This is a genomic window from Devosia elaeis, from assembly GCF_001650025.1.
In the GTDB taxonomy this organism is placed as follows: Bacteria; Pseudomonadota; Alphaproteobacteria; order Rhizobiales; family Devosiaceae; genus Devosia; species Devosia elaeis.
In genome coordinates this window covers 1-18,429 of record NZ_LVVY01000129.1, presented here as the reverse complement: position 1 = coordinate 18,429, position 18,429 = coordinate 1, and the positions used below count along the sequence as shown (strand labels likewise).

15 protein-coding genes are annotated in these 18,429 nt (G+C 65.2%); 10 read left to right on the top strand and 5 right to left on the bottom strand.

From position 1 onward, the window contains the following. Window positions 1-218 precede the first annotated feature (218 nt). Window positions 219-3,113: an excinuclease ABC subunit UvrA gene (uvrA, locus tag A3840_RS17055; protein WP_067459727.1), complete on the bottom strand. Its 2,895-nt coding sequence runs from the start codon at window positions 3,111-3,113 to the stop codon at window positions 219-221. A gap of 458 nt (window positions 3,114-3,571) precedes the next feature. Here uvrA and ssb point away from each other — a divergent pair, with 458 nt between their 5' ends. After that, window positions 3,572-4,075: a single-stranded DNA-binding protein gene (gene ssb / locus A3840_RS17050; protein ID WP_067459724.1), complete on the top strand. Its 504-nt coding sequence runs from the start codon at window positions 3,572-3,574 to the stop codon at window positions 4,073-4,075. Window positions 4,076-4,356: 281 nt separating this feature from the next. Here ssb and A3840_RS17045 read toward each other — a convergent pair whose 3' ends face one another. From A3840_RS17045 to A3840_RS17035, 3 genes are all read right to left on the bottom strand, one after another. After that, window positions 4,357-4,884, bottom strand: coding sequence for a hypothetical protein (locus tag A3840_RS17045; protein ID WP_067459721.1), 528 nt, complete (start codon window positions 4,882-4,884; stop codon window positions 4,357-4,359). Between the two features lie 117 nt (window positions 4,885-5,001). Further along, on the bottom strand, window positions 5,002-7,401 hold the full coding sequence (locus A3840_RS17040) for an efflux RND transporter permease subunit (protein WP_067459718.1): 2,400 nt from the start codon (window positions 7,399-7,401) through the stop codon (window positions 5,002-5,004). A gap of 137 nt (window positions 7,402-7,538) precedes the next feature. Then, window positions 7,539-8,420 carry an NAD(P)H-binding protein gene (locus tag A3840_RS17035; protein WP_067459715.1) on the bottom strand — a complete coding sequence of 294 codons (882 nt, stop codon included), beginning with the start codon at window positions 8,418-8,420 and terminating at the stop codon, window positions 7,539-7,541. A 159-nt stretch (window positions 8,421-8,579) separates the two neighbouring features. Here A3840_RS17035 and A3840_RS17030 point away from each other — a divergent pair, with 159 nt between their 5' ends. Continuing rightward, window positions 8,580-8,978 carry a winged helix-turn-helix transcriptional regulator gene (locus A3840_RS17030; protein WP_067459712.1) on the top strand — a complete coding sequence of 133 codons (399 nt, stop codon included), beginning with the start codon at window positions 8,580-8,582 and terminating at the stop codon, window positions 8,976-8,978. Here the strand turns inward: A3840_RS17030 and A3840_RS17025 are convergent. After that, window positions 8,952-9,530: a TetR/AcrR family transcriptional regulator gene (locus tag A3840_RS17025; protein ID WP_067459709.1), complete on the bottom strand. Its 579-nt coding sequence runs from the start codon at window positions 9,528-9,530 to the stop codon at window positions 8,952-8,954. The genes A3840_RS17030 and A3840_RS17025 overlap by 27 nt on opposite strands. Before the next feature lie 151 nt (window positions 9,531-9,681). Here A3840_RS17025 and A3840_RS17020 point away from each other — a divergent pair, with 151 nt between their 5' ends. The 8 genes from A3840_RS17020 (at window position 9,682) to A3840_RS16990 (ending at window position 18,046) form a co-directional block, all read left to right on the top strand. Beyond that, the gene (locus tag A3840_RS17020) at window positions 9,682-10,056 is read left to right on the top strand and encodes a hypothetical protein (RefSeq protein ID WP_131798361.1); all 375 of its coding nucleotides are present in this window, start codon (window positions 9,682-9,684) and stop codon (window positions 10,054-10,056) included. A 5-nt stretch (window positions 10,057-10,061) separates the two neighbouring features. Next, window positions 10,062-10,187, top strand: a complete 126-nt coding sequence (locus A3840_RS20175) for a hypothetical protein (RefSeq protein ID WP_281180589.1) — start codon at window positions 10,062-10,064, stop codon at window positions 10,185-10,187. After that, complete coding sequence (locus tag A3840_RS17015) at window positions 10,184-12,118, top strand: pyrroloquinoline quinone-dependent dehydrogenase (RefSeq protein WP_067459705.1); 1,935 nt, start codon at window positions 10,184-10,186, stop codon at window positions 12,116-12,118. The genes A3840_RS20175 and A3840_RS17015 overlap by 4 nt, the downstream gene beginning before the upstream one ends. 137 nt (window positions 12,119-12,255) lie before the next feature. Beyond that, the gene (locus A3840_RS17010; protein WP_067459702.1) at window positions 12,256-12,846 is read left to right on the top strand and encodes an ArsR/SmtB family transcription factor; all 591 of its coding nucleotides are present in this window, start codon (window positions 12,256-12,258) and stop codon (window positions 12,844-12,846) included. A gap of 1 nt (window position 12,847) precedes the next feature. Next, entirely contained in the window at window positions 12,848-14,068 is a 1,221-nt protein-coding gene (locus A3840_RS17005; protein WP_067459699.1) for an MFS transporter, read from the top strand. A gap of 87 nt (window positions 14,069-14,155) precedes the next feature. Further along, complete coding sequence (gene gyrA, locus A3840_RS17000) at window positions 14,156-16,909, top strand: DNA gyrase subunit A (protein WP_067459696.1); 2,754 nt, start codon at window positions 14,156-14,158, stop codon at window positions 16,907-16,909. A gap of 107 nt (window positions 16,910-17,016) precedes the next feature. Then, entirely contained in the window at window positions 17,017-17,634 is a 618-nt protein-coding gene (locus A3840_RS16995) for a LysE family translocator (protein ID WP_067459693.1), read from the top strand. Window positions 17,635-17,659: 25 nt separating this feature from the next. Then, complete coding sequence (locus tag A3840_RS16990) at window positions 17,660-18,046, top strand: tautomerase family protein (RefSeq protein ID WP_067459690.1); 387 nt, start codon at window positions 17,660-17,662, stop codon at window positions 18,044-18,046. Window positions 18,047-18,429: the final 383 nt, after the last annotated feature.

The window sequence follows — 18,429 nt, the reverse complement described above, 5'->3', positions numbered from 1 at the left end:
CATCCTGAGACAGGCTCACCAGAAGGTCTTCAACGCGTCCGCCTCTCCCTTCTCCCCTTGCGGGAGAAGGTGCCCGAAGGGCGGATGAGGGGTTTGCGGTTTTATCACTCGCTCCTCTGCGGAGGAGAGAACCAATCACCCTGATTTTCTGCTGAACGCAGAAAATCTGTCCCTCTCCCGCAAGGGGAGAGGGGAGGCCGGTGTCGGGGCTTGAAGCCTTACTCCGCCGCCCGCGTGGCGAAATGGGGCCGGCGGTCCATGACTTCCTTGAGGAAGGTGCCGGTATGCGAGCGGGGATTGGATGCCACTTCCTCGGGTGTGCCCACGGCGACGATTTCGCCGCCGCCATCGCCGCCTTCGGGGCCCAGGTCGATGATCCAGTCGGCCGTCTTGATGACTTCCAGATTGTGCTCGATGACGATCACCGTATTGCCGCCCTCGACCAGTTCATGCAGCACTTCGAGGAGCTTGGCCACGTCGTGGAAATGCAGGCCCGTGGTGGGCTCGTCGAGCATGTAGAGGGTGCGGCCGGTGGCGCGCTTCGACAATTCCTTGGACAATTTCACGCGCTGGGCTTCGCCGCCCGACAGGGTCGTGGCCGGCTGGCCCACCTTGACATAGCCGAGGCCGACGCGCTGGAGCGTGGCGAACTTGTCGCGGATGACCGGGACGGCGGAGAAGAAGTCGACGCCCTCGTCGATGGTCATGTCGAGAATGTCGGAAATCGACTTGCCCTTGAACTGGACTTCCAGGGTTTCGCGATTGTAGCGCTTGCCCTTGCAGACGTCGCAGGTGACGTAGACGTCGGGCAGGAAGTGCATCTCGATCTTGAGGACGCCGTCGCCCTCGCATTTCTCGCAGCGGCCGCCCTTGACGTTGAAGGAGAAGCGGCCCGGCCCATAGCCGCGCGCTTTCGCCTCCGGCAGGCCGGCGAACCATTCGCGCAGGGGCGTGAAGGCGCCGGTATAGGTGGCGGGATTGGAACGCGGCGTGCGGCCGATCGGCGACTGGTCGATATCGATGACCTTGTCGAGGAATTCGAGGCCGGTCAGGCTTTCATGGGGGGCGGGGACCACGCGGGCGCCGTTGAGCCGGCGGGCGATGGCCTGGTACAGGGTGTCGATCATCAGCGTCGACTTGCCGCCGCCAGAGACGCCGGTAATGGCGACGAACATGCCCAGGGGCACGTCGACCGAGACGTTCTTGAGATTGTTGCCGGTGGCGCCCTTGACCGAAAGGGTCTTGCCCTTCTTGCCTTCGCGGCGCTCGGCCGGGACGGGAATGCCCATGCGGCCGGAGAGATATTTGCCGGTGAGCGAGTCCGGGTGATTGAGAATGTCCTGCGGGGTGCCCTCGGCGACGATATTGCCGCCATTGACGCCTGCTCCCGGGCCGATATCGAGCACGTAATCGGCGGTGAGAATGGCGTCCTCGTCATGCTCGACGACGATGACGGTATTGCCCAGGTCGCGCAGGCGCTGGAGCGTTTCGAGCAGGCGGGCATTGTCGCGCTGGTGCAGGCCGATGGAGGGCTCGTCCAGCACATAGAGCACGCCGGTGAGGCCCGAGCCGATCTGGCTGGCGAGGCGAATGCGCTGGCTCTCGCCGCCCGACAGCGTGCCGGAATTGCGCGACATGGAGAGATATTCCAGCCCCACATCGTTGAGGAATTTCAGCCGCTCGCGGATTTCCTTGAGGATGCGTTCGCCGATCTGGCTCTGGGTGGGGGAAAGCTTGCCCGAGAGGTCCGCGAACCATTTGGAGGCATTGCGGATCGACATTTCGGTGACCTGGCCGACATGCAGGCCATCGATCTTCACCGCCAGGGATTCCGGCTTCAGGCGATAGCCGCCACAAGCCACGCAGGGCTTGGCCGACATGTATTTCTCGATCTCCTCGCGCATGCCGGCGCTTTCGGTTTCCTTGTAGCGGCGCTCAAGGTTGCCGATGACACCTTCGAAGACTTTCGAGGTCTTGTACTGGCGCAATCCGTCGTCATAGACGAAATCGATCTTGGTCTTGTCGGTGCCGTAGAGCACGGCGTGCTGCACGTCGAAGGGCAGCTCGTTCCAGGCGGTGCCGGTGGAGGCGCCGTAATGCTTCACCACGGCCTGGAGGGTCTGCTGGTAATAGGGGGCGCTGGTCTTGGACCAGGGCAGGATGGCGCCGTCGCGCAGCGACAGGGTGGGATCGGGGACGATCTGGTCCGGATCGATCTTCTGCTCGGTGCCCAGGCCATCGCAGACCGGGCAGGCGCCGAAGGGATTGTTGAACGAGAACAGGCGCGGCTCGATCTCGGCAATGGTGAAGCCGGAAACCGGGCAGGCGAATTTTTCCGAGAAGGTGATCTGGCGGGCAGTGCCGTCCTCGTTCTTCTCGTCGGCGAATTCGATCAGGGCGATGCCCTCGGCCAGTTTCAGCGCCGTTTCGAAGCTTTCGGCCAGGCGGCCGGAAATGTCGGGCGACACCACCAGGCGGTCCACCACCACTTCGATATCGTGCTTGAACTTCTTGTCGAGCGCGGGCGCGTCCTCGATCTCGTGGTATTCGCCATCGATCTTGACGCGCTGAAAACCTTTACGCATCAGGTCGGCCAGTTCCTTCTTGTATTCGCCCTTGCGGCCGCGCGCGATGGGGGCCAGCAGGTAGAGCCGCGTGCCCTCGGGCAGCTCCAGCGTGCGGTCCACCATCTGGCTGACGGTCTGGCTCTCGATGGGCAGGCCCGTGGCGGGCGAATAGGGAATGCCGACGCGCGCATAGAGCAGGCGCAGGTAATCGTAGATCTCGGTGACCGTGCCAACGGTAGAGCGCGGGTTACGCGACGTGGTCTTCTGCTCGATGGAGATGGCGGGGCTGAGGCCCTCGATATGCTCCACATCGGGCTTCTGCATCATTTCGAGGAATTGCCGCGCATAGGCGCTGAGCGATTCCACATAGCGGCGCTGGCCTTCGGCATAGATGGTGTCGAAGGCGAGCGACGACTTGCCCGAGCCGGAAAGCCCCGTCATCACGATCAGGCTGTCGCGCGGCAGCTTGACGTCGATGCCCTTGAGATTGTGCTCACGGGCGCCGCGCACGACGATTTCGCGGTTGAGGCTCGGCTTATCGGTCATTCTTTGTCCAATTGGTGTCGCACCGGCGGGGAGGGGGGGCGGACGAAGGCCAAGAAATAGGGCTTCCACGGCGCGCCCGCAAGTCAACTTGCCGGATCAGAATGTCGTGAACGTAACCAGAACATGGGAGATTCGGTCAAGATGGGTTAGGGCAGGGCTGCTGACAGGGGGAGTCAGGAGCGGTGCAATTTGCCGGACGGGGCCGGGCGCGGGCCAGCGGGCGAGATCGGTTGACAAAAGCAGGAATGAGAACATAAATAGAACAAAGCGCCCCGGCAATACGCCCCGACAAACGCCCCGAAAGGTGTGGGTAGGCGGTAAATTTACCGGTGTGGCGCGGCTGAAAGGTTTATGCTGCGGCGAACGGGCAGGGAAGCGCATGGGCTCCATGACCCTGCAGGCGCAGTGAGCGTCCCGCGATCCATGCAGACCGGGACTGAATTGGAAGGAATGGTGCCATGGCTGGCAGCGTGAACAAGGTTATTCTGGTCGGCAATCTGGGCAATGACCCGGAAGTGCGCACCCTGAACAATGGCGGCAAGGTGGTGAACCTGTCGGTGGCGACATCGGAGCGCTGGAAGGATCGCAATACCGGCGAGCAGCGCGAAAAGACCGAGTGGCACCGGGTGGTGATCTTCTCGGAAGGCCTGGTGCGCGTGGCCGAGAGTTACCTGCGCAAGGGCTCCAAGGTCTATCTCGAAGGCCAGCTCCAGACGCGCAAGTGGCAGGACCAGTCCGGCCAGGACAAATATTCGACCGAAATCGTGCTGCAGGGTTTTAACGCCTCGATGGTGCTGCTCGACGGGCGCGGCGACAATGCCGGCGAGGGCGGCGGCTATGGTGGCGGCGATAGCGGGTTCCGCGGCGTGCGCGACAATAGCGGCGGCGGCGGGGCGCGCCGGCCCTCGGCCAATGCGCCGGCCTTCGAGCCCGGCGGCATGGACGACGACATCCCGTTCTGAGCGGCATCGCCAGGGCGCATTTGCAGACTGTCCGGCGCCGGCCGAAACATCACCCTCGCGTTTTTACGCGGGGGTTTTTGTTTGAGTGCCGGGGAGCGGCAGACGTCGGCGTGGGGACAGGAGTAGACCTCATCCTGAGCCTGTCGAAGGGCGAGGTCGTGGCACTCAGACTTCAGCGGGCCCGACCTCGTGGTTCGACAGGCTCACCATGAGGTCTTCTGGGCACTTGTTTTGCTCGACACGCTACCCCTCGGCCACCCCTCACCAGGGGCGCGGCCCTCTTACCGGCTGAACGGCACTTCGGCGCGGAGGCTGTCGCCGGTTTCGACGTAGATCACCTCGAACACGACGTGGATGGCTTCCTGGCTGAGCTGGATCTGGGCGGAAATGTTGAGGTCCTTTCCCTCTTCGTCCTTGTCGCGCTCGCGCAGGTTGAAGAGCAGGTTCTGGCCGCGCTTCTGGCCTATGGCGACGCCGTTGAAGGTGGCGTTGGAGCTCATCACGGCCTCGTAGCGCCGATTGGCCTCGACATAGGCCATGGTGCCCGCGACGGACAGATTGGTGCCGGCCAGGGTGCAGCGGCCATTGTAATTGACCTTGTCCTGGTTGCCCTGGGACAGGGAAAGGCGGCAGACCACGCTTTCCTGCCGCGCGCCGATGAGCACGCCGCGCCCGCGCCATTCCCCGATATAGGACTTGAGCAGGGCGACATCGGCCGGCGCAGCCATGGCCGGGCCGATGGCGGCAGCGGCCGAAACGAGAAGGCCGGCCAGTGCGAGCGCACGGGTCAGAGGTCCGAAGGTGATCATGGCGTCAGCGCCTCCAAATGGCAAAACGAGCCCCCCGGCCGTTCGGCGAATCTTCGATATCAAATTTATGCGCGGCTTGCGCGGGCATTTGTCGGGACGTGATGGACATTGCCGGGTTCATGAGGCGCCGGGCTGCCGGATTTCGGCCGGTCTGCCCTGGCGGGTCGTGTGGGTATCGGCCATGGGATCGTCGGGCGTGGGATCCTCGTCGGCCATGCGCACGCCGATCCGGCCGAGCGGGTGGAAGAATTTGCCGCCGGCGGCCAGCAGGGCCGGCAGGATGAAGAGATCGCCGATCAGCGCGAAGGCCAGGGTGGAGACGAAGAGCGTACCGAACAGGGCCACCTGCGGCAACTCGGAAAAGGTGACGATGATGACGCCCGCGCAGAGGATGATCGTGGTGGCGACGATGGCCCCGCCGATGCGGTTGAGCGTGTGCTTGACGGCGTCCAGATGCGACAGGCCCTCGTCGCGGCGCGAATGCAGGTAATGGGAAAGGAAATGCACCGTGTCGTCCACAGCGATGCCGAAGGCGATGGTGAGGGCGATGACGGTGGTGAGCTGCAGGCCCTGGCCGGAAAAATACAGCCAGGCCTCGGTGCCGAGGACCGGGAACAGATTGGGGATGGCCGAGGCCAGTGCGACCCGGAAGGATTGGAACGCGAAGCCGATCAGCCCGAGATTGACGATCACCGATAGCGTCAGGTCGAGCTGGAGGCCGCGCACGATATCGTCGGTGGCGAAGGTGGTCAGGATGCGGAAGCCGCCGATTTCGGCGTCGGTGATGCCGGCCGCCGCCAGGTCGGCATTGAGGTCGTCCACCAATTGCTTGAGCAGGTCGGATTCGATGATCGTCGGCATGAAGCCGGTGACCAGAGCCTGCGTGCCGTCATCGGTGACGAAGCGGCGCTTCATGAAGGGGCCGACGGCGTCGAACACCTCTTCGCGGGTGAAGCCGGCCGCGGTGTAATTGGTCATGCTGGCGGCCGAGATGACCTTGTTCTGCCCCAGATGGCTTTCCACGATCTGGTGCACGACGCGGATCTTTTCGAAATCCACCGGCCCGATATTGGGATCGCCGCCGATCAGGGGCACGCGGACATAGAGCGGCGCGACGCCGCCCACTCCGTCGTCGATATCTTCCGCCGCCGAGAGCGCGGTGGAATCCCGGGCCACGAAGTCCTCGAAGGAGAAATGCGGCTTGATCAGCGCATAGGGGACGAGCAGCAGGATGGTGACGATGATGGCGATCACCGAGACCGGCCGGCCGAAGCGCCGGGCGACGAACCAGGCGAGGGGGAGCGGGGCGGTCAGCACCATGCTGGTCCTGGGCGGCGCCTTGAAGCCGAGGCGGATGGAGAGCTTCAGCAGCAGCGGCAGGAAGGTCATCAGGCAGACGAAGAGCAGGAAAGTGCCCAGGGCGCCGGCCATGGAGAATTCGCGAATGCCCTGGCCCGGGGTCAGCGCCAGCGAGGCGAAGCTGACAAAGGTGGTGAGCATGGTCAGCGCCGCTGCCGGGCCGACCAGCTTGACCGTGGCATCCACCGCCTTGTTCGGCTCCATGCCGTCGCGCCAGAAGGCGAGCCAGTTGAAGACGAAGAACATGGATTCGGCGAAGGAGATCACCAGGACCAGCGTGGTGACGATGATGGTGAGGAAGGAGAAGGAGCCGAAGAACATGAGGATCATGCCCATGGACCACATCACCGCCAGGAAGGGCGTGGCGGCGACGATGATGGCGCCGAAGAAGGAGCGCAGCGCCAGAAGCGCGATCAGCGCGCCGAGGCCGAAACCCCAGATGGTGAACTTGACCTGGTCGGACACCGAGGCTTCGAGCATTTCCGTGGTCCAGATCGGCGGGCCGGTCAGCTCGATCTGGATGTCCTCGGACTGGTAGAAGGCGATGGTTTCGCGCAGGCTGGCGATCAGCGCCTTGGCGCCGTCGGCCTTCACCTTCTCCTGGTCGGGGAAAAGAATGATCACCACGCCGGTCAGGTCCGGGGTGATGAGATTGCGCATCATGGGATCGTTCTGCTGCAGATCGATCAGTTCGAAGGCGACTTCGTCGGGGGTGAGCAGGCCTTCGGGGATGGCCGGGACCGAACCGCCGCCGGGCAGGGGCTTGCGCAGCGTGAAGGGCGACATGGTGCCGACGGCGTAGTCGTTCAGCTCCAGGTCGAAGGCGAGGAAGCGGATTTCCTCGATGATCTCGGGATCGGCGAGGCGCTCGGAACTGACCAGAACATAGATGTCGTTCTCGAAGGTGCCGAACGTGTCCGACAGATGCTCATAGGCGTCGTAATATTGGCCTGAATGGGCATAGACGCGCAGCAGGTCGCCATCGACATTGGCCTTGGGGATTTGCGAAAAGGCCAGGATGGTGAAGGCGAGGACGGCCAGGGCCACCAGGCGCGGGAAGCGCAGCGTGGTCAGCCCGATATGTTCGAGGCCGAAGCCGATGGAGCGCTTGTGGGTAATGCGGTCGCGGGCCCGCTTCAGAAATGAACCAGAAGACACCGAGACCCGACTCCCCCATCCGGCGAATGCGCGGATTTTTACGGGGTGGCGCCGGGTCCGTCCAGTATTCACACTTATGATCGCGGGCGATCATGCATGGCGGCGGACCCGCGCCGGACACGGGTCCGCCGCCCGGCTCAGCCGGCCAGGGCGGCCTTGTTGGCGCGCAGGAAGTCCCCGAGGGCCTGGGGCTTCCGGCCCGTATAGCGCTCCACCACATCGGTGACGACGCCATGATGGCCGGAGACGGCGTCGCGCTGGAAGGCGACGAGGACTTCGGCAAAGCCTTCGGGAATGCCGGCGGCCACCATGCCGGCCTTGAGATCGGCGGGCATGAGCGGGACGACGGCGACCGGCTTGCCGCTGATGTCCGCATAGAGGGCGGCGCGCTGCTCATTGGTGACCGCGGCGGGGCCGGTGACGTCCTCGATGCTGTCGCCTTCCGCCGAGAGCAGGGCGCCGGCGGCGGTGCGGGCGGCATCAGCCCGGGTGACATAAGCGGTGCCGCGATCGCCGATCAGGCCGAAAAGCTGGCCGGACGCGATGACATGGGCGGCGTCGGCCAGATTGTTCTCGGCATACATGTGATTGCGCAGGATGGTGAAGCCGAGGCCGGAAGCGGCGAGGGCGATCTCGGTCCAGAAGTGCTCGGGATTGAGGCCGGCATCCGCATTGGGCCGGGCGGCCGGGGCGGAAGTATAGACGAGGTGCCTGACGCCGGCCTGTTTCGCGGCGGCAATGGCGGCTTCGTGCTGCGCGCGGCGGGCGCCAACGCCGTCGGTGGAGACCAGGAGCACGCGCTCGACGCCGGCAAAGGCGGCGGGCAGGCTGGCCGGATCGTTGAAATCGAGCTTGCGCAGCTCCACGCCCTTGGCGGACAGATCGGCGAGTTTGGACGGATCGCGGGTGCCGGCGATGATCGTGGTGGCGCCGCGCGCCAGCAATTCCTCGACGGCGATGCGGCCGAGATGGCCCGATGCGCCGGTGACGAGAAAGGGGACATTGTCGAATGCGCTCATGGTGCTCTCTCCTGAACAGGGAAACGGATATCGGCTCGCTCCCCTTGTTCCGCTGCGGATGGGAGAGTAAGTATCGAAAAGTGAGTGTCTATCTAGTGGCCGGCGCGATGGCTGAAAAGGAGGCACTTTTTCGGCAATAGATTACCTTGGGGTAAGTGCATGCAGCAGGGTCAGGAACTGGCTTCACTCTATGTGGAGCGCTGGAATGCGGCATCGGGCCTGCCCGGACCCTGTCCGGTGCGCGACGTGCTCGACAAGATCGGCGACAAATGGAGCATGCTGCTGGTGATGACGCTGGCTTCGGGGCCCAAGCGCTTCAACCGGCTGCACCGGGACATCCCCGACATTTCCCAGAAAATGCTGACCCAGACCCTGCGCGACCTGCAGCGCGACGGGCTGGTGGCCCGCCAGGTCTTCGACACCAAGCCGCCCGCGGTGGAATATCGGCTGACCCCGCTCGGCCATTCGCTGATCGTGCCGTTCGGGCACCTGATCGAATGGGCCAATGAGAGCATCGGCCGCATCGAGGCGTCACGGCTGCATTTCGACGCCGATTGAGGGCGCGGACATGCCCAGGGCGCCCAGGCTCAGCGCATGGACCAGGGGCGCGGTCTTCCGCCGCTGGGCAAAGCCGAGCCCTTCGAGGCCACCCCACATCATGCGGACGGTGATGGCGACCTGATCGGCGGTGATATCCGGCCGGACCAGGCCGGCGGCGCGGGCGCGGGGCACCAGTTCGTCGAGATGGGCGCGGAAGCGGCTGCTGAGATTGCGGTCCAGCGCGGGATTCTGGCTGATCAGGTAGACCAGCCCGCCGGTCTTGACCTGCTGGTCGAGGATTTCGGCGAGGAAGAGCGCCAGCCCGTTCGGGTCCTGGCCGGCGCGGGCCACCACCATGTCGAGCTTGTCCAGATTATTGCTCATGATCGCATGGACCAGGGCGATGCGATTCTCGAAATTGCGGTAGAGCGTGGCCCGGCCGACGCCCGCCGCGGCGCAGATTTCCTCCAGCGGCACATCGAGGCCCTTTTCGGCGAAAGCGATTTCGGCAGCGGCCAAAATGGTTTCGCGCCGCGCCGCCGCATCCTTTCGCTGTCGCTTTTCCACCATCGATAGCCTCTTGACTGTAAGCGGACACGGGTGTCCACTTTTGCGGTCCGCCGTAGGAGGCGGGCCGTTCGCGCCAAGCCGCAATAACAGAGCCGGGATAGGCTGGCCAAGGCATGCGCGGGCAATTGGGGTCATTTCGGAGGCAAGGGAAATGTCTAGTTTGGCAGCGGGCGCCTGGACCCGCCTGCTCGCGCCGCGCATTCTGGCGGTGGTGATCGCGCTTATCGGCGTCGTCCTGACCGTGGGCGGCGCGCAATTGGCCGCCCTGGGCGGCTCGCTCTATTACCTCGTTACGGGTCTGGCCTGCCTGGCCAGCGGTTTTTTCCTGTGGACCGGCCGGATGCTCGGCGTGTGGATTTTCGCCGCCATGCTGGCCTGGACGCTGGTTTGGGCCATCTGGGAGGTCGGCTTCAACGGCTGGGCGCTGATGCCCCGTCTGGTCGGCCCCTTCGTCATCGGCCTCTACATGGCCCTGCCGTTCAACTGGCGCCCGCTCCGGGGCGCGCCCAACCACAAGGCGGCGTAAGACCGATGAAAGCGCATACATCCATTCTGGCCGCCCTGGCGGCTTCCACCATGGCGCTGCCGCTGATGTCGGTGGCGCAGGAAGTCACGGTTTCGCCCTCCTGGTCGAGGAAGGGCAGGACCAGCCCGTGACCACGACCGGCCCCGCCGAGGCGCCCACCCGGCCCATTCCCGGCATCGCCGCGCCGGGCAATGAATGGCGCTATGCCAGCGGGGCCGCCAATGGCGCGAAATTCGCGCCTTTCGACCAGATCACGCCGGAAAACGCCAAGGACCTCGAACTGGCTTGGCAGGTGGATTTCCCGGTCGATGTCACCATGTATAACGGCATCACCGCCGCGCCCATCCAGGTGGGCGACACGCTCTATGGCTGCACCAACAACAACCTGATCTTCGCGCTGGATGCGGAAAACGGGGAGCAGCGCTGGCGTTTCGATCCGGGCTCGGACCTGTCCGGGGTCATGTCCAAGAAGTGCCGCAGCGTTTCCTATTACGAGGCCTCCCAGCCGGTCGAGGAATGCCAGAGCCGCATTCTCGCCGCGACGGTGGATGCGCGGCTCTTTGCCGTCGATGCGCGCTCGGGTGAATTGTGCACCAGCTTCGGCGAGGACGGGTTCGTCAATCTGCTGACCGATCTGGGCGAGGTGAAGAAGGGCTTTGTGCTGTCGACCTCCGGCCCGACCGTGACCAATGGCGTCGCGGTGATCGGCGGGTGGATTTCCGATGGGCAGGAAGTGGGCGAGCCCTCGGGCGTCGTTCGCGCCTTCGACGCGGTGACCGGCGATTTCGTCTGGGCCTTCGATCCCGGCAAGCCCGATTATCATGGCCGGCCGCCGGAAGGCGAGATTTACGAGCGGGGCAGCCCCAATGCCTGGGGCCTGTTCAGCGCCGACGAGGAGAACGGGCTGGTCTTCATCACCACCGGCAATGCCACGCCCGATTACTGGGGCGCCCATCGCAGCGAGAATTTCGAGGAATTCACCTCCTCGGTCGTGGCGCTGGATTCGGCCAGTGGCGAAGTGCGCTGGCATTTCCGCACCGTCAATCACGACATCTGGGACTATGACGTGGGCGCCCAGCCGGCGCTGGTGGACCTGCCGGGGCCGAATGGCGAAATGATCCCGGCGCTGTTGCAGCCGACCAAGCGCGGCCAGGTCTTCACCCTGAACCGGCTGACCGGCGAGGCCATCGATCCGATCGAGGAGCGGCCCGTGCCGCAGGGGGCGGCGGAAGGCGACTTCACTGCGCCGACCCAGCCCTATCCCACCAATATGCCGTCCTTTGCCGGTCCGGACCTCACGGAAGCCGATATGTGGGGCATTACCCCGCTGGATCAGCTCTGGTGCCGCCTGGAATTCCAGAAGCTGCGCTATGAAGGCCAGTTCACCCCGCCATCGGTGGGGGGAAGCCTGCAATTCCCCGGCTATATCGGCGGCATCAACTGGGGCTCGGTCTCCGTCCACCAGGACGAGAAGGTCATGATCGCCAACTGGACGCGCATGCCCAACCGCGTGCAACTCATCCCCCGCGAGGAAGCGGACCGCCGGGGCTGGGACGCGGCCGATGCCGAAGGCAATTTCACCGTCTCGATGGCGCTTGGCGCCCCGCAGATGGGAACGCCCTTCGCCGTCACCAACGAGCCCTTCATGTCCCCGCTCAAGGTGCCCTGCCTGCGCCCGCCCTATGGCATGCTGACCGCCGTGGACCTGGAGACCTATGACGTGCTCTGGGAGCGTCCGATCGGCACCGCCGCCAATTCCGGTCCCTTCGGCATCAAGTCCGGCCTGACCTGGCAATTGGGCGCGCCGATGACCGGCGGCACGCTGGTCACCAAGACCGGCGTGGTGATCTTCGGCGGCTCGCAGGATGGCTATATCCGTGCCGTCGACATGCGGACCGGCGAGGAATTGTGGACCCACAAGCTGCCCAATGGCGCTTCGGCCAATCCGATGAGCTATGTCAGCCCCTCGGGCAAGCAGTTCATCGTCATTGCCGCCTCCGGCGCCACCGGCATCTACGACAACCTCAACGGCCATCTGGTGGCCTATGCGCTGCCGGACTGACTAGGCCTGTCCTGACGCTTGCAGCGGCGCCGGACAATATCCGGCCCCGTTTTCGTGGCCTCAATTCCACATTGCAAAGATATCTTTGCAAAGATTTGTTTGCGGTTTATCATCGGGCGAACGAGAGGGGTTTGCCCATGTCCGAGCGCCGCACGATCAGCCGTATTCGCCCCAATGCCATGGCATTGCGGGCGCTGGCGCATCCGCAGCGCCTGCGCATGCTGGGCCTGCTGCGGATCGAGGGGCCGGCCACGGCGACGAGCCTTGCGGGGCGGCTGGGGCTGAATAGCGGCGCCACCAGCTATCATTTGCGGCAATTGGCGCGCCACGGCTTCATCGAGGAGGATGAAGGGCGCGGCAATGGACGGGACCGCTGGTGGCGGGCGCGGCATGAATCCACGACCTTCCTGGAGGATGACAGCGACGAAGACGCGCTCGATGCCGGCATTGCCTTCGCCCAGGCGGCGCTCAATGCGCAGATCGCGCTGATGCAGCGGGCGCTGGAGCGCCATATCGAATTGCCGCCGGAATGGCGCAAGGCGTCCACAATCAGCGATTTCAACATTCCCCTGACCGCGGGGCAGGCCGAGGCGCTGGTGGAAAAGCTGCATGCGGTCCTGTGGGAGGCGATGGAGACGGCGCCCCAGCTCGGTGCCGCCCGGGAGGCGGGGATGGAAACCGTAACCATCCTGCTACACGCCTTTCCCCGCGCGCCGGAGGAGTTCTGAGATGGGCGGCAAGGGCGCGCTGATGGCGGTGGCCGGGGCCACGATCGCTTCGGTTGGCGGCACCCGGGTTTCGGTGGTGGCCATTCCCTGGCTGGTGCTGACCACCACCGGCAGCCCGGTGCTGACCGGGCTGGTGGGCATGGCGGAGCTGCTGCCCTATGTGGTGGCCAAGGCCCTGGCCGGGCCGCTGATCGACCGCGTCGGGGCACGGCGGATTTCCATCTGGAGCGATTGCCTCTCGGCCCTGGCGGTGGCGCTGGTGCCGCTGCTGTTCTGGGCGGGCATCCTGTCGATCTGGCTCCTGCTGCCGGCCGTGGCGCTGCTCGGCATCCTGCGGGCGCCGTCCGACGCGGCCAAGCAGGCTCTGGTGCCCAGCGTGGCGGCCTTGGGTCATATGCCGCTGGAGCGGGTGACCGGCGTTCTCGGCGTCAGCGACCGGCTCGCCGGCACGCTGGGCGTGGCGGGGGCAGGGGTGCTCATCGCCCTGATGGGCACGGCCCCGGCCCTGCTGGTCAATGGCCTGACCTTCCTCCTGTCCGCGCTGCTGGTCGGGTTGGGCGTGCCGCGCGCCATATCTGCCGAGAAGACGGCGCGCACCAGCTATCGCGCCGATTTCGCCGCCGGCTGGGCGACGCTGCGCAACGACCCGGTTCTGGTGGGCATGGTGGCGATGATCGCGGTGACCAATCTGTTCGACCAGGCCTATGCCATCGTACTGCTGCCCGTCTGGGTGCAGGGCGCGGGGCTCGAGGTGACCTGGGTGGGCCTGTTCCTCGCCACCTTTTCGGGTGGCGCCATCGGCGGGGCGGCCATAGCCGCCGCCTTCGCCGAGCGGCTGCCGCGGCTGGCCATCTATGTCATCGGCTTCATCTGCGCCGGGCCCTCGCCGATGCTGGCCCTGGCGTTCGCGCTGCCGGTTCCGGCGATCCTGGCCATTCTTGGCTTCAGCGGCTTTGCGGCGGGCTTCCTCAATCCCATCATCGGCGCCATCCTGTTCGAGCGCATCCCGGCGCCCATGGTGGGCCGCGTCATCGCGCTGGTGGGGGCGCTGGCCTGGGCGCTGATGCCGTTTGGCGGCCTTTATGCGGGCGTTCTGGTCGATTATGCCGGCCTGTCCGTGGCGCTGGGCCTGACCGGGATGCTCTACCTGGCGGCGGCTTTGTCGCCCCTGGCCATCCCCCGTTTCCGGCAGATGAACCGGGCGCGGCCGGCAAGGGCGTGATCTCCACAGCCCCGGCCGCCGGAAATTGGTAATTTGCGCCGGAATCGCCTATCTATCGGGGAACGAGAACCAACGTAGAATCACCCCGTGACAGATACGCCTGAAGATGTGAGCGGCGGCGCGCCGTCCTCGGACATCGCCCCGATCTATATCACTGACGAAATGCGCAAGAGCTATCTCGATTACGCCATGAGCGTGATCGTCAGCCGCGCGCTGCCGGACGTGCGCGACGGCCTCAAGCCCGTGCACCGGCGCATCCTGTTCTCGATGAGCGAGAACGGCTACGAATATAACAAGCCGTTCCGCAAATCGGCCCGCGTGGTCGGCGACGTGATCGGTAAATATCACCCGCATGGCGACAGCGCCGTCTATATGGCGCTGGTGCGCATGGCCCAGCAATTCTCCATGGGCGAGATGCTGGTGGAAGGCCAGGGCAATTTCGGTTCGGTGGACGGCGATATGCCGGCGGCCATGCGTTACACCGAAGTGCGCATGCAGAAGATCACCAATTCCCTGCTCGACGACCTCGACAAGGACACGGTGGATTTCCGCGACAATTACGACGGCTCCGAAAAAGAGCCGAGCGTGCTGCCGGCGCGGTTCCCCAATATGCTGGTCAATGGCGGCGGCGGCATCGCCGTGGGCATGGCCACCAATATCCCCACCCACAACCTGACCGAAACGATCAATGCCGCCTTGGCGGTGCTGGACAATCCCTTCATCACCACTGAGGAATTGCTGGAGCACCTGCCGGGCCCCGATTTCCCGACCGGTGGCATCATCCTGGGCCGGGCGGGCATCCGCCAGGCCTATGAGACCGGGCGCGGTTCGATCATCGTGCGCGGGCGCTCCACCATCGAGGAGGTGCGCAAGGAGCGCGAGGCCATCGTCATCACCGAGATTCCCTATCAGGTGAACAAGGCCTCGATGGTGGAGAAGATCGCCGAACTGGTGCGCGACAAGCGCATCGAGGGCATTGCCGACCTGCGCGACGAATCCAGCCGCGAAGGCATGCGCGTCGTGGTCGAGGTCAAGCGCGATGCGCTGCCCGACGTGGTGCTGAACCAGCTCTATCGCTTCACGCCGCTGCAATCCTCCTTCGGCTGCAATTTCGTGGCGCTGAACGGCGGCAAGCCGGAATTGATGAACCTGCGCCAGATCCTGGATTGCTTCATCGAGTTCCGCGAGGAAGTGGTGACCCGAAGGGCCCGGTTCCTGCTCAACAAGGCGCGCGACCGCGCCCATGTCCTGGTGGGCCTGGCCATCGCCGTCGCCAATATCGACGAGGTGATCGCGCTCATCCGCACCGCGCCCGATCCGGCGACGGCGCGCGAGCAATTGATGACCCGCCGCTGGCCGGCGGCCGATGTCGAGCCGCTCATCAGGCTGATCGACGATCCGCGCCACCGCATCAACGAGGACGGCACCTTCAACCTCTCCGAGGAACAGGCACGCGCCATTCTCGAACTGCGCCTTGCCCGCCTCACCGCCCTGGGCCGCGACGAAATCGGCGACGAGCTCAATGGCCTTGGCGCCGAAATTGAGGATTATCTCGACATCCTGCGCAGCCGCGAACGCGTGCGGGCCATCATCCGCACCGAGCTCGAAGAGATCCGCGAGCAGTTCGGCACGCCGCGCCGTACCGAGATCACCGACCACGCCGCCGATTTCGACGACGAGGACCTGATCGCCCGCGAGGACATGGTCGTGACGGTCAGCCATAGCGGTTATATCAAGCGCGTGCCGCTCTCCACCTATCGGGCGCAGAACCGGGGCGGCAAGGGCCGCTCGGGCATGTCGACGCGCGACGAGGATTTCGTCTCGCGCCTCTTCGTCGCCAATACGCATACGCCGGTGCTGTTCTTCACCAGCCGGGGCATTGCCTACAAGCTCAAGGTCTGGCGCCTGCCTTTGGCGGCCGCCAATGCGCGCGGCAAGGCGTTGATCAATATCCTGCCGCTGGAGCAGGGCGAGCGCATCACCTCGATCATGCCGCTGCCGGAGGACGAAACCTCCTGGGGCAATCTCGACATCATGTTCGCCACCACGCGCGGCACGGTGCGCCGCAATTCGCTGGCGGATTTCGTCGAGGTGCGCCAGAACGGCAAGATCGCCATGAAGCTGGACGAGGGCGACGAGATCGTCGGCGTCGAGACCTGCACGATCAACAATGACGTGCTGCTGACTACGGCGCTCGGCCAGGCCATCCGCTTCCGGGTGGACGATGTGCGCCTGTTCAAGGGCCGCGATTCCATGGGCGTGCGCGGCATTCAGCTCGCCGAGGGCGACACGGTCATCTCCATGGCGGTGATCAACCATTCCGACGCCACGGCCGAGCAGCGGGCCGCCTATCTCAAGCGCAGCCGCGCCATGCGGGGCGAGGTCGACGGCGAGGATGTGGCCTCCGACGAGGCCGGCGTGGAAGCCGGCGAGCTCGACCAGGAATTGTACGCCAAGATGGGTGCGCTCGAGCAGTTCATCCTCACCATTTCCGAAAACGGCTATGGCAAGCGCACCTCCAGCCACGAATACCGGATCACCGGGCGCGGCGGCAAAGGCATCGTCGCCATGGCGGTCAACAAGCGCAACGGCCATCTGGTCGCCTCCTTCCCGGTGGAAGACGAAGACCAGATCATGCTGATCAGCGATGGCGGCCAGACAATCCGCCTGCCGGTGGGCGGCGACAAGCCGATCCGCATCGTCAGCCGCGGGTCGCAGGGCGTCATCGTCTTCGACACGGCCGAGGACGAGAAGGTCGTCTCGGTCGAGCGCATCAGCGAGCCCGAGGGTGATGAAGACGAAGGCGGCGCGGCGCCGCCGGCCGAACCGGCAAGCGAATAGGCAAAGGGGCGCTGCGGCGCCCCTTTTTCATTCGGCCGCGCGGCGCATGATCGGGACATCTTGCCAAGCGCGCGGCGGCGTGGCTTGCTGCGGGAAAGGAGACGATCATGATCGACCCGAATATCATCCTGCCCTATGTGCTGGCCTGCCTCCTGTTTTCCCTGGTACCGGGACCCTCGGTATCGGTGGTCGTCGCCAATTCGCTGGCCGGCGGCACGCGCGCGGGCCTGCTGACCATTCTCGGCACCGAATTGAGCATGCTGTCCATGGTGCTGATCGTGGCCATCGGGCTCGAGGCGGTGATGACCTTCGTGTCCGGCGCCTTCGAGATCATCAAGTTCTGCGGGGCGGCCTATCTGGTCTGGATCGGCTGGAAGATGTTCAGCGCGCGCGGCCACATTGCCCTGGAGGGCGGCCAGCCCGAGCCGGTCCTGCGCTATCTCTGGCAGGGCGCGGTGGTGAGCTGGTCCAATCCGAAGACGTTGCTGTTCCTCTCGGCCTTCCTGCCGCAATTCGTCGATCTTTCGCGCCCCGCCTTCGGGCAGATCCTGACCCTGGGCCTGATCGTCATGGCCGTGGCCACGCTGACCGACGCCATCTATGCCGTCGCGGCGGGACGGGCCCGGCATGTGCTGACTGCGGCGCGGGTGCGGCTGGTCAACCGCGTCTCCGGCGTGGCGCTGATGATCGGCGGCATCTGGCTGGCCCTGCAGCGACGCGCCTGACATTTAACGTCAAGGATTGACGCCAATGCCTTCTACGAGAATCGAAACCCGCCAGGGCTGGCTGGGAGCGCGGCGCGGAGAATTCATCGAGGCGGTGCAGCAGGCACTGGTGGCGGGCATCCGCATTCCCGATCGCGACCGCTGCGTGCGTCTGGCCGAATATGATGCGGAGGCGATGATCGTGCCGCCCCATGTGGGGCCGCATTACACAATCGTGGAAATCAGCCTCTTCACCGGCCGCTCCATCGAGGCCAAGCGCCGGCTCTATGCCGAGCTGGTCGCGGCCGTGGCGCCGTTCGGCCTTGCCCCGCACGATCTCAAGGTCATCCTGCACGAAGTGCCCCGGGAAAACTGGGGCCTCAAGGGCCTGCCCGGCAGCGAAATCGAACTCGGCTTCAAGGTCGACGTCTGAACGCGACGCGCGAGTGGCGGGGATCATGCGGCAAACACCGGCCCCCACCTCCCCCTTGACGGGGGAGGTAGCGCAGCTTGGCCGACAGGCCTAGCGAAGCTAGGAGGGGGTGCTCCCACACACCGGCGCCTGATGTCGACACCCTGCCGCCCACCCCCTCACCCGTCTCGGCCTGCGGCCGATCCACCCTCTCCCCGAGAGGGAGAGGAACAGAGGCGCGCCGCACCATTCTTCTCCCCCTCGGGGAGAAGGTGGCCCGAAGGGCCGGATGAGGGGGCTGCTGCCACAGACGCCGAACCCGCAAAAAACCAAAACTTATCCCCACCCCCTCCACATCCCTTATCCTCCCCCCATCAGCCGGGTGGAGATGGGGTTGCAACGAT

Excerpts from the sequence above, each read along its gene's own strand:
- A3840_RS17035 (WP_067459715.1), bottom strand. The coding sequence starts at position 8,420 with ATGAGCGCATTCGACAATGTCCCCTTTCTCGTCACCGGCGCATCGGGC.
- A3840_RS17020 (WP_131798361.1), top strand. The coding sequence starts at position 9,682 with ATGTCTAGTTTGGCAGCGGGCGCCTGGACCCGCCTGCTCGCGCCGCGC.
- ssb (WP_067459724.1), top strand. The coding sequence starts at position 3,572 with ATGGCTGGCAGCGTGAACAAGGTTATTCTGGTCGGCAATCTGGGCAAT.
- A3840_RS17005 (WP_067459699.1), top strand. The coding sequence starts at position 12,848 with ATGGGCGGCAAGGGCGCGCTGATGGCGGTGGCCGGGGCCACGATCGCT.
- A3840_RS17030 (WP_067459712.1), top strand. The coding sequence starts at position 8,580 with ATGCAGCAGGGTCAGGAACTGGCTTCACTCTATGTGGAGCGCTGGAAT.
- uvrA (WP_067459727.1), bottom strand. The coding sequence starts at position 3,113 with ATGACCGATAAGCCGAGCCTCAACCGCGAAATCGTCGTGCGCGGCGCC.
- A3840_RS16995 (WP_067459693.1), top strand. The coding sequence starts at position 17,017 with ATGATCGACCCGAATATCATCCTGCCCTATGTGCTGGCCTGCCTCCTG.
- A3840_RS20175 (WP_281180589.1), top strand. The coding sequence starts at position 10,062 with ATGAAAGCGCATACATCCATTCTGGCCGCCCTGGCGGCTTCCACCATG.
- A3840_RS17010 (WP_067459702.1), top strand. The coding sequence starts at position 12,256 with ATGTCCGAGCGCCGCACGATCAGCCGTATTCGCCCCAATGCCATGGCA.
- A3840_RS16990 (WP_067459690.1), top strand. The coding sequence starts at position 17,660 with ATGCCTTCTACGAGAATCGAAACCCGCCAGGGCTGGCTGGGAGCGCGG.
- A3840_RS17045 (WP_067459721.1), bottom strand. The coding sequence starts at position 4,884 with ATGATCACCTTCGGACCTCTGACCCGTGCGCTCGCACTGGCCGGCCTT.
- A3840_RS17025 (WP_067459709.1), bottom strand. The coding sequence starts at position 9,530 with ATGGTGGAAAAGCGACAGCGAAAGGATGCGGCGGCGCGGCGCGAAACC.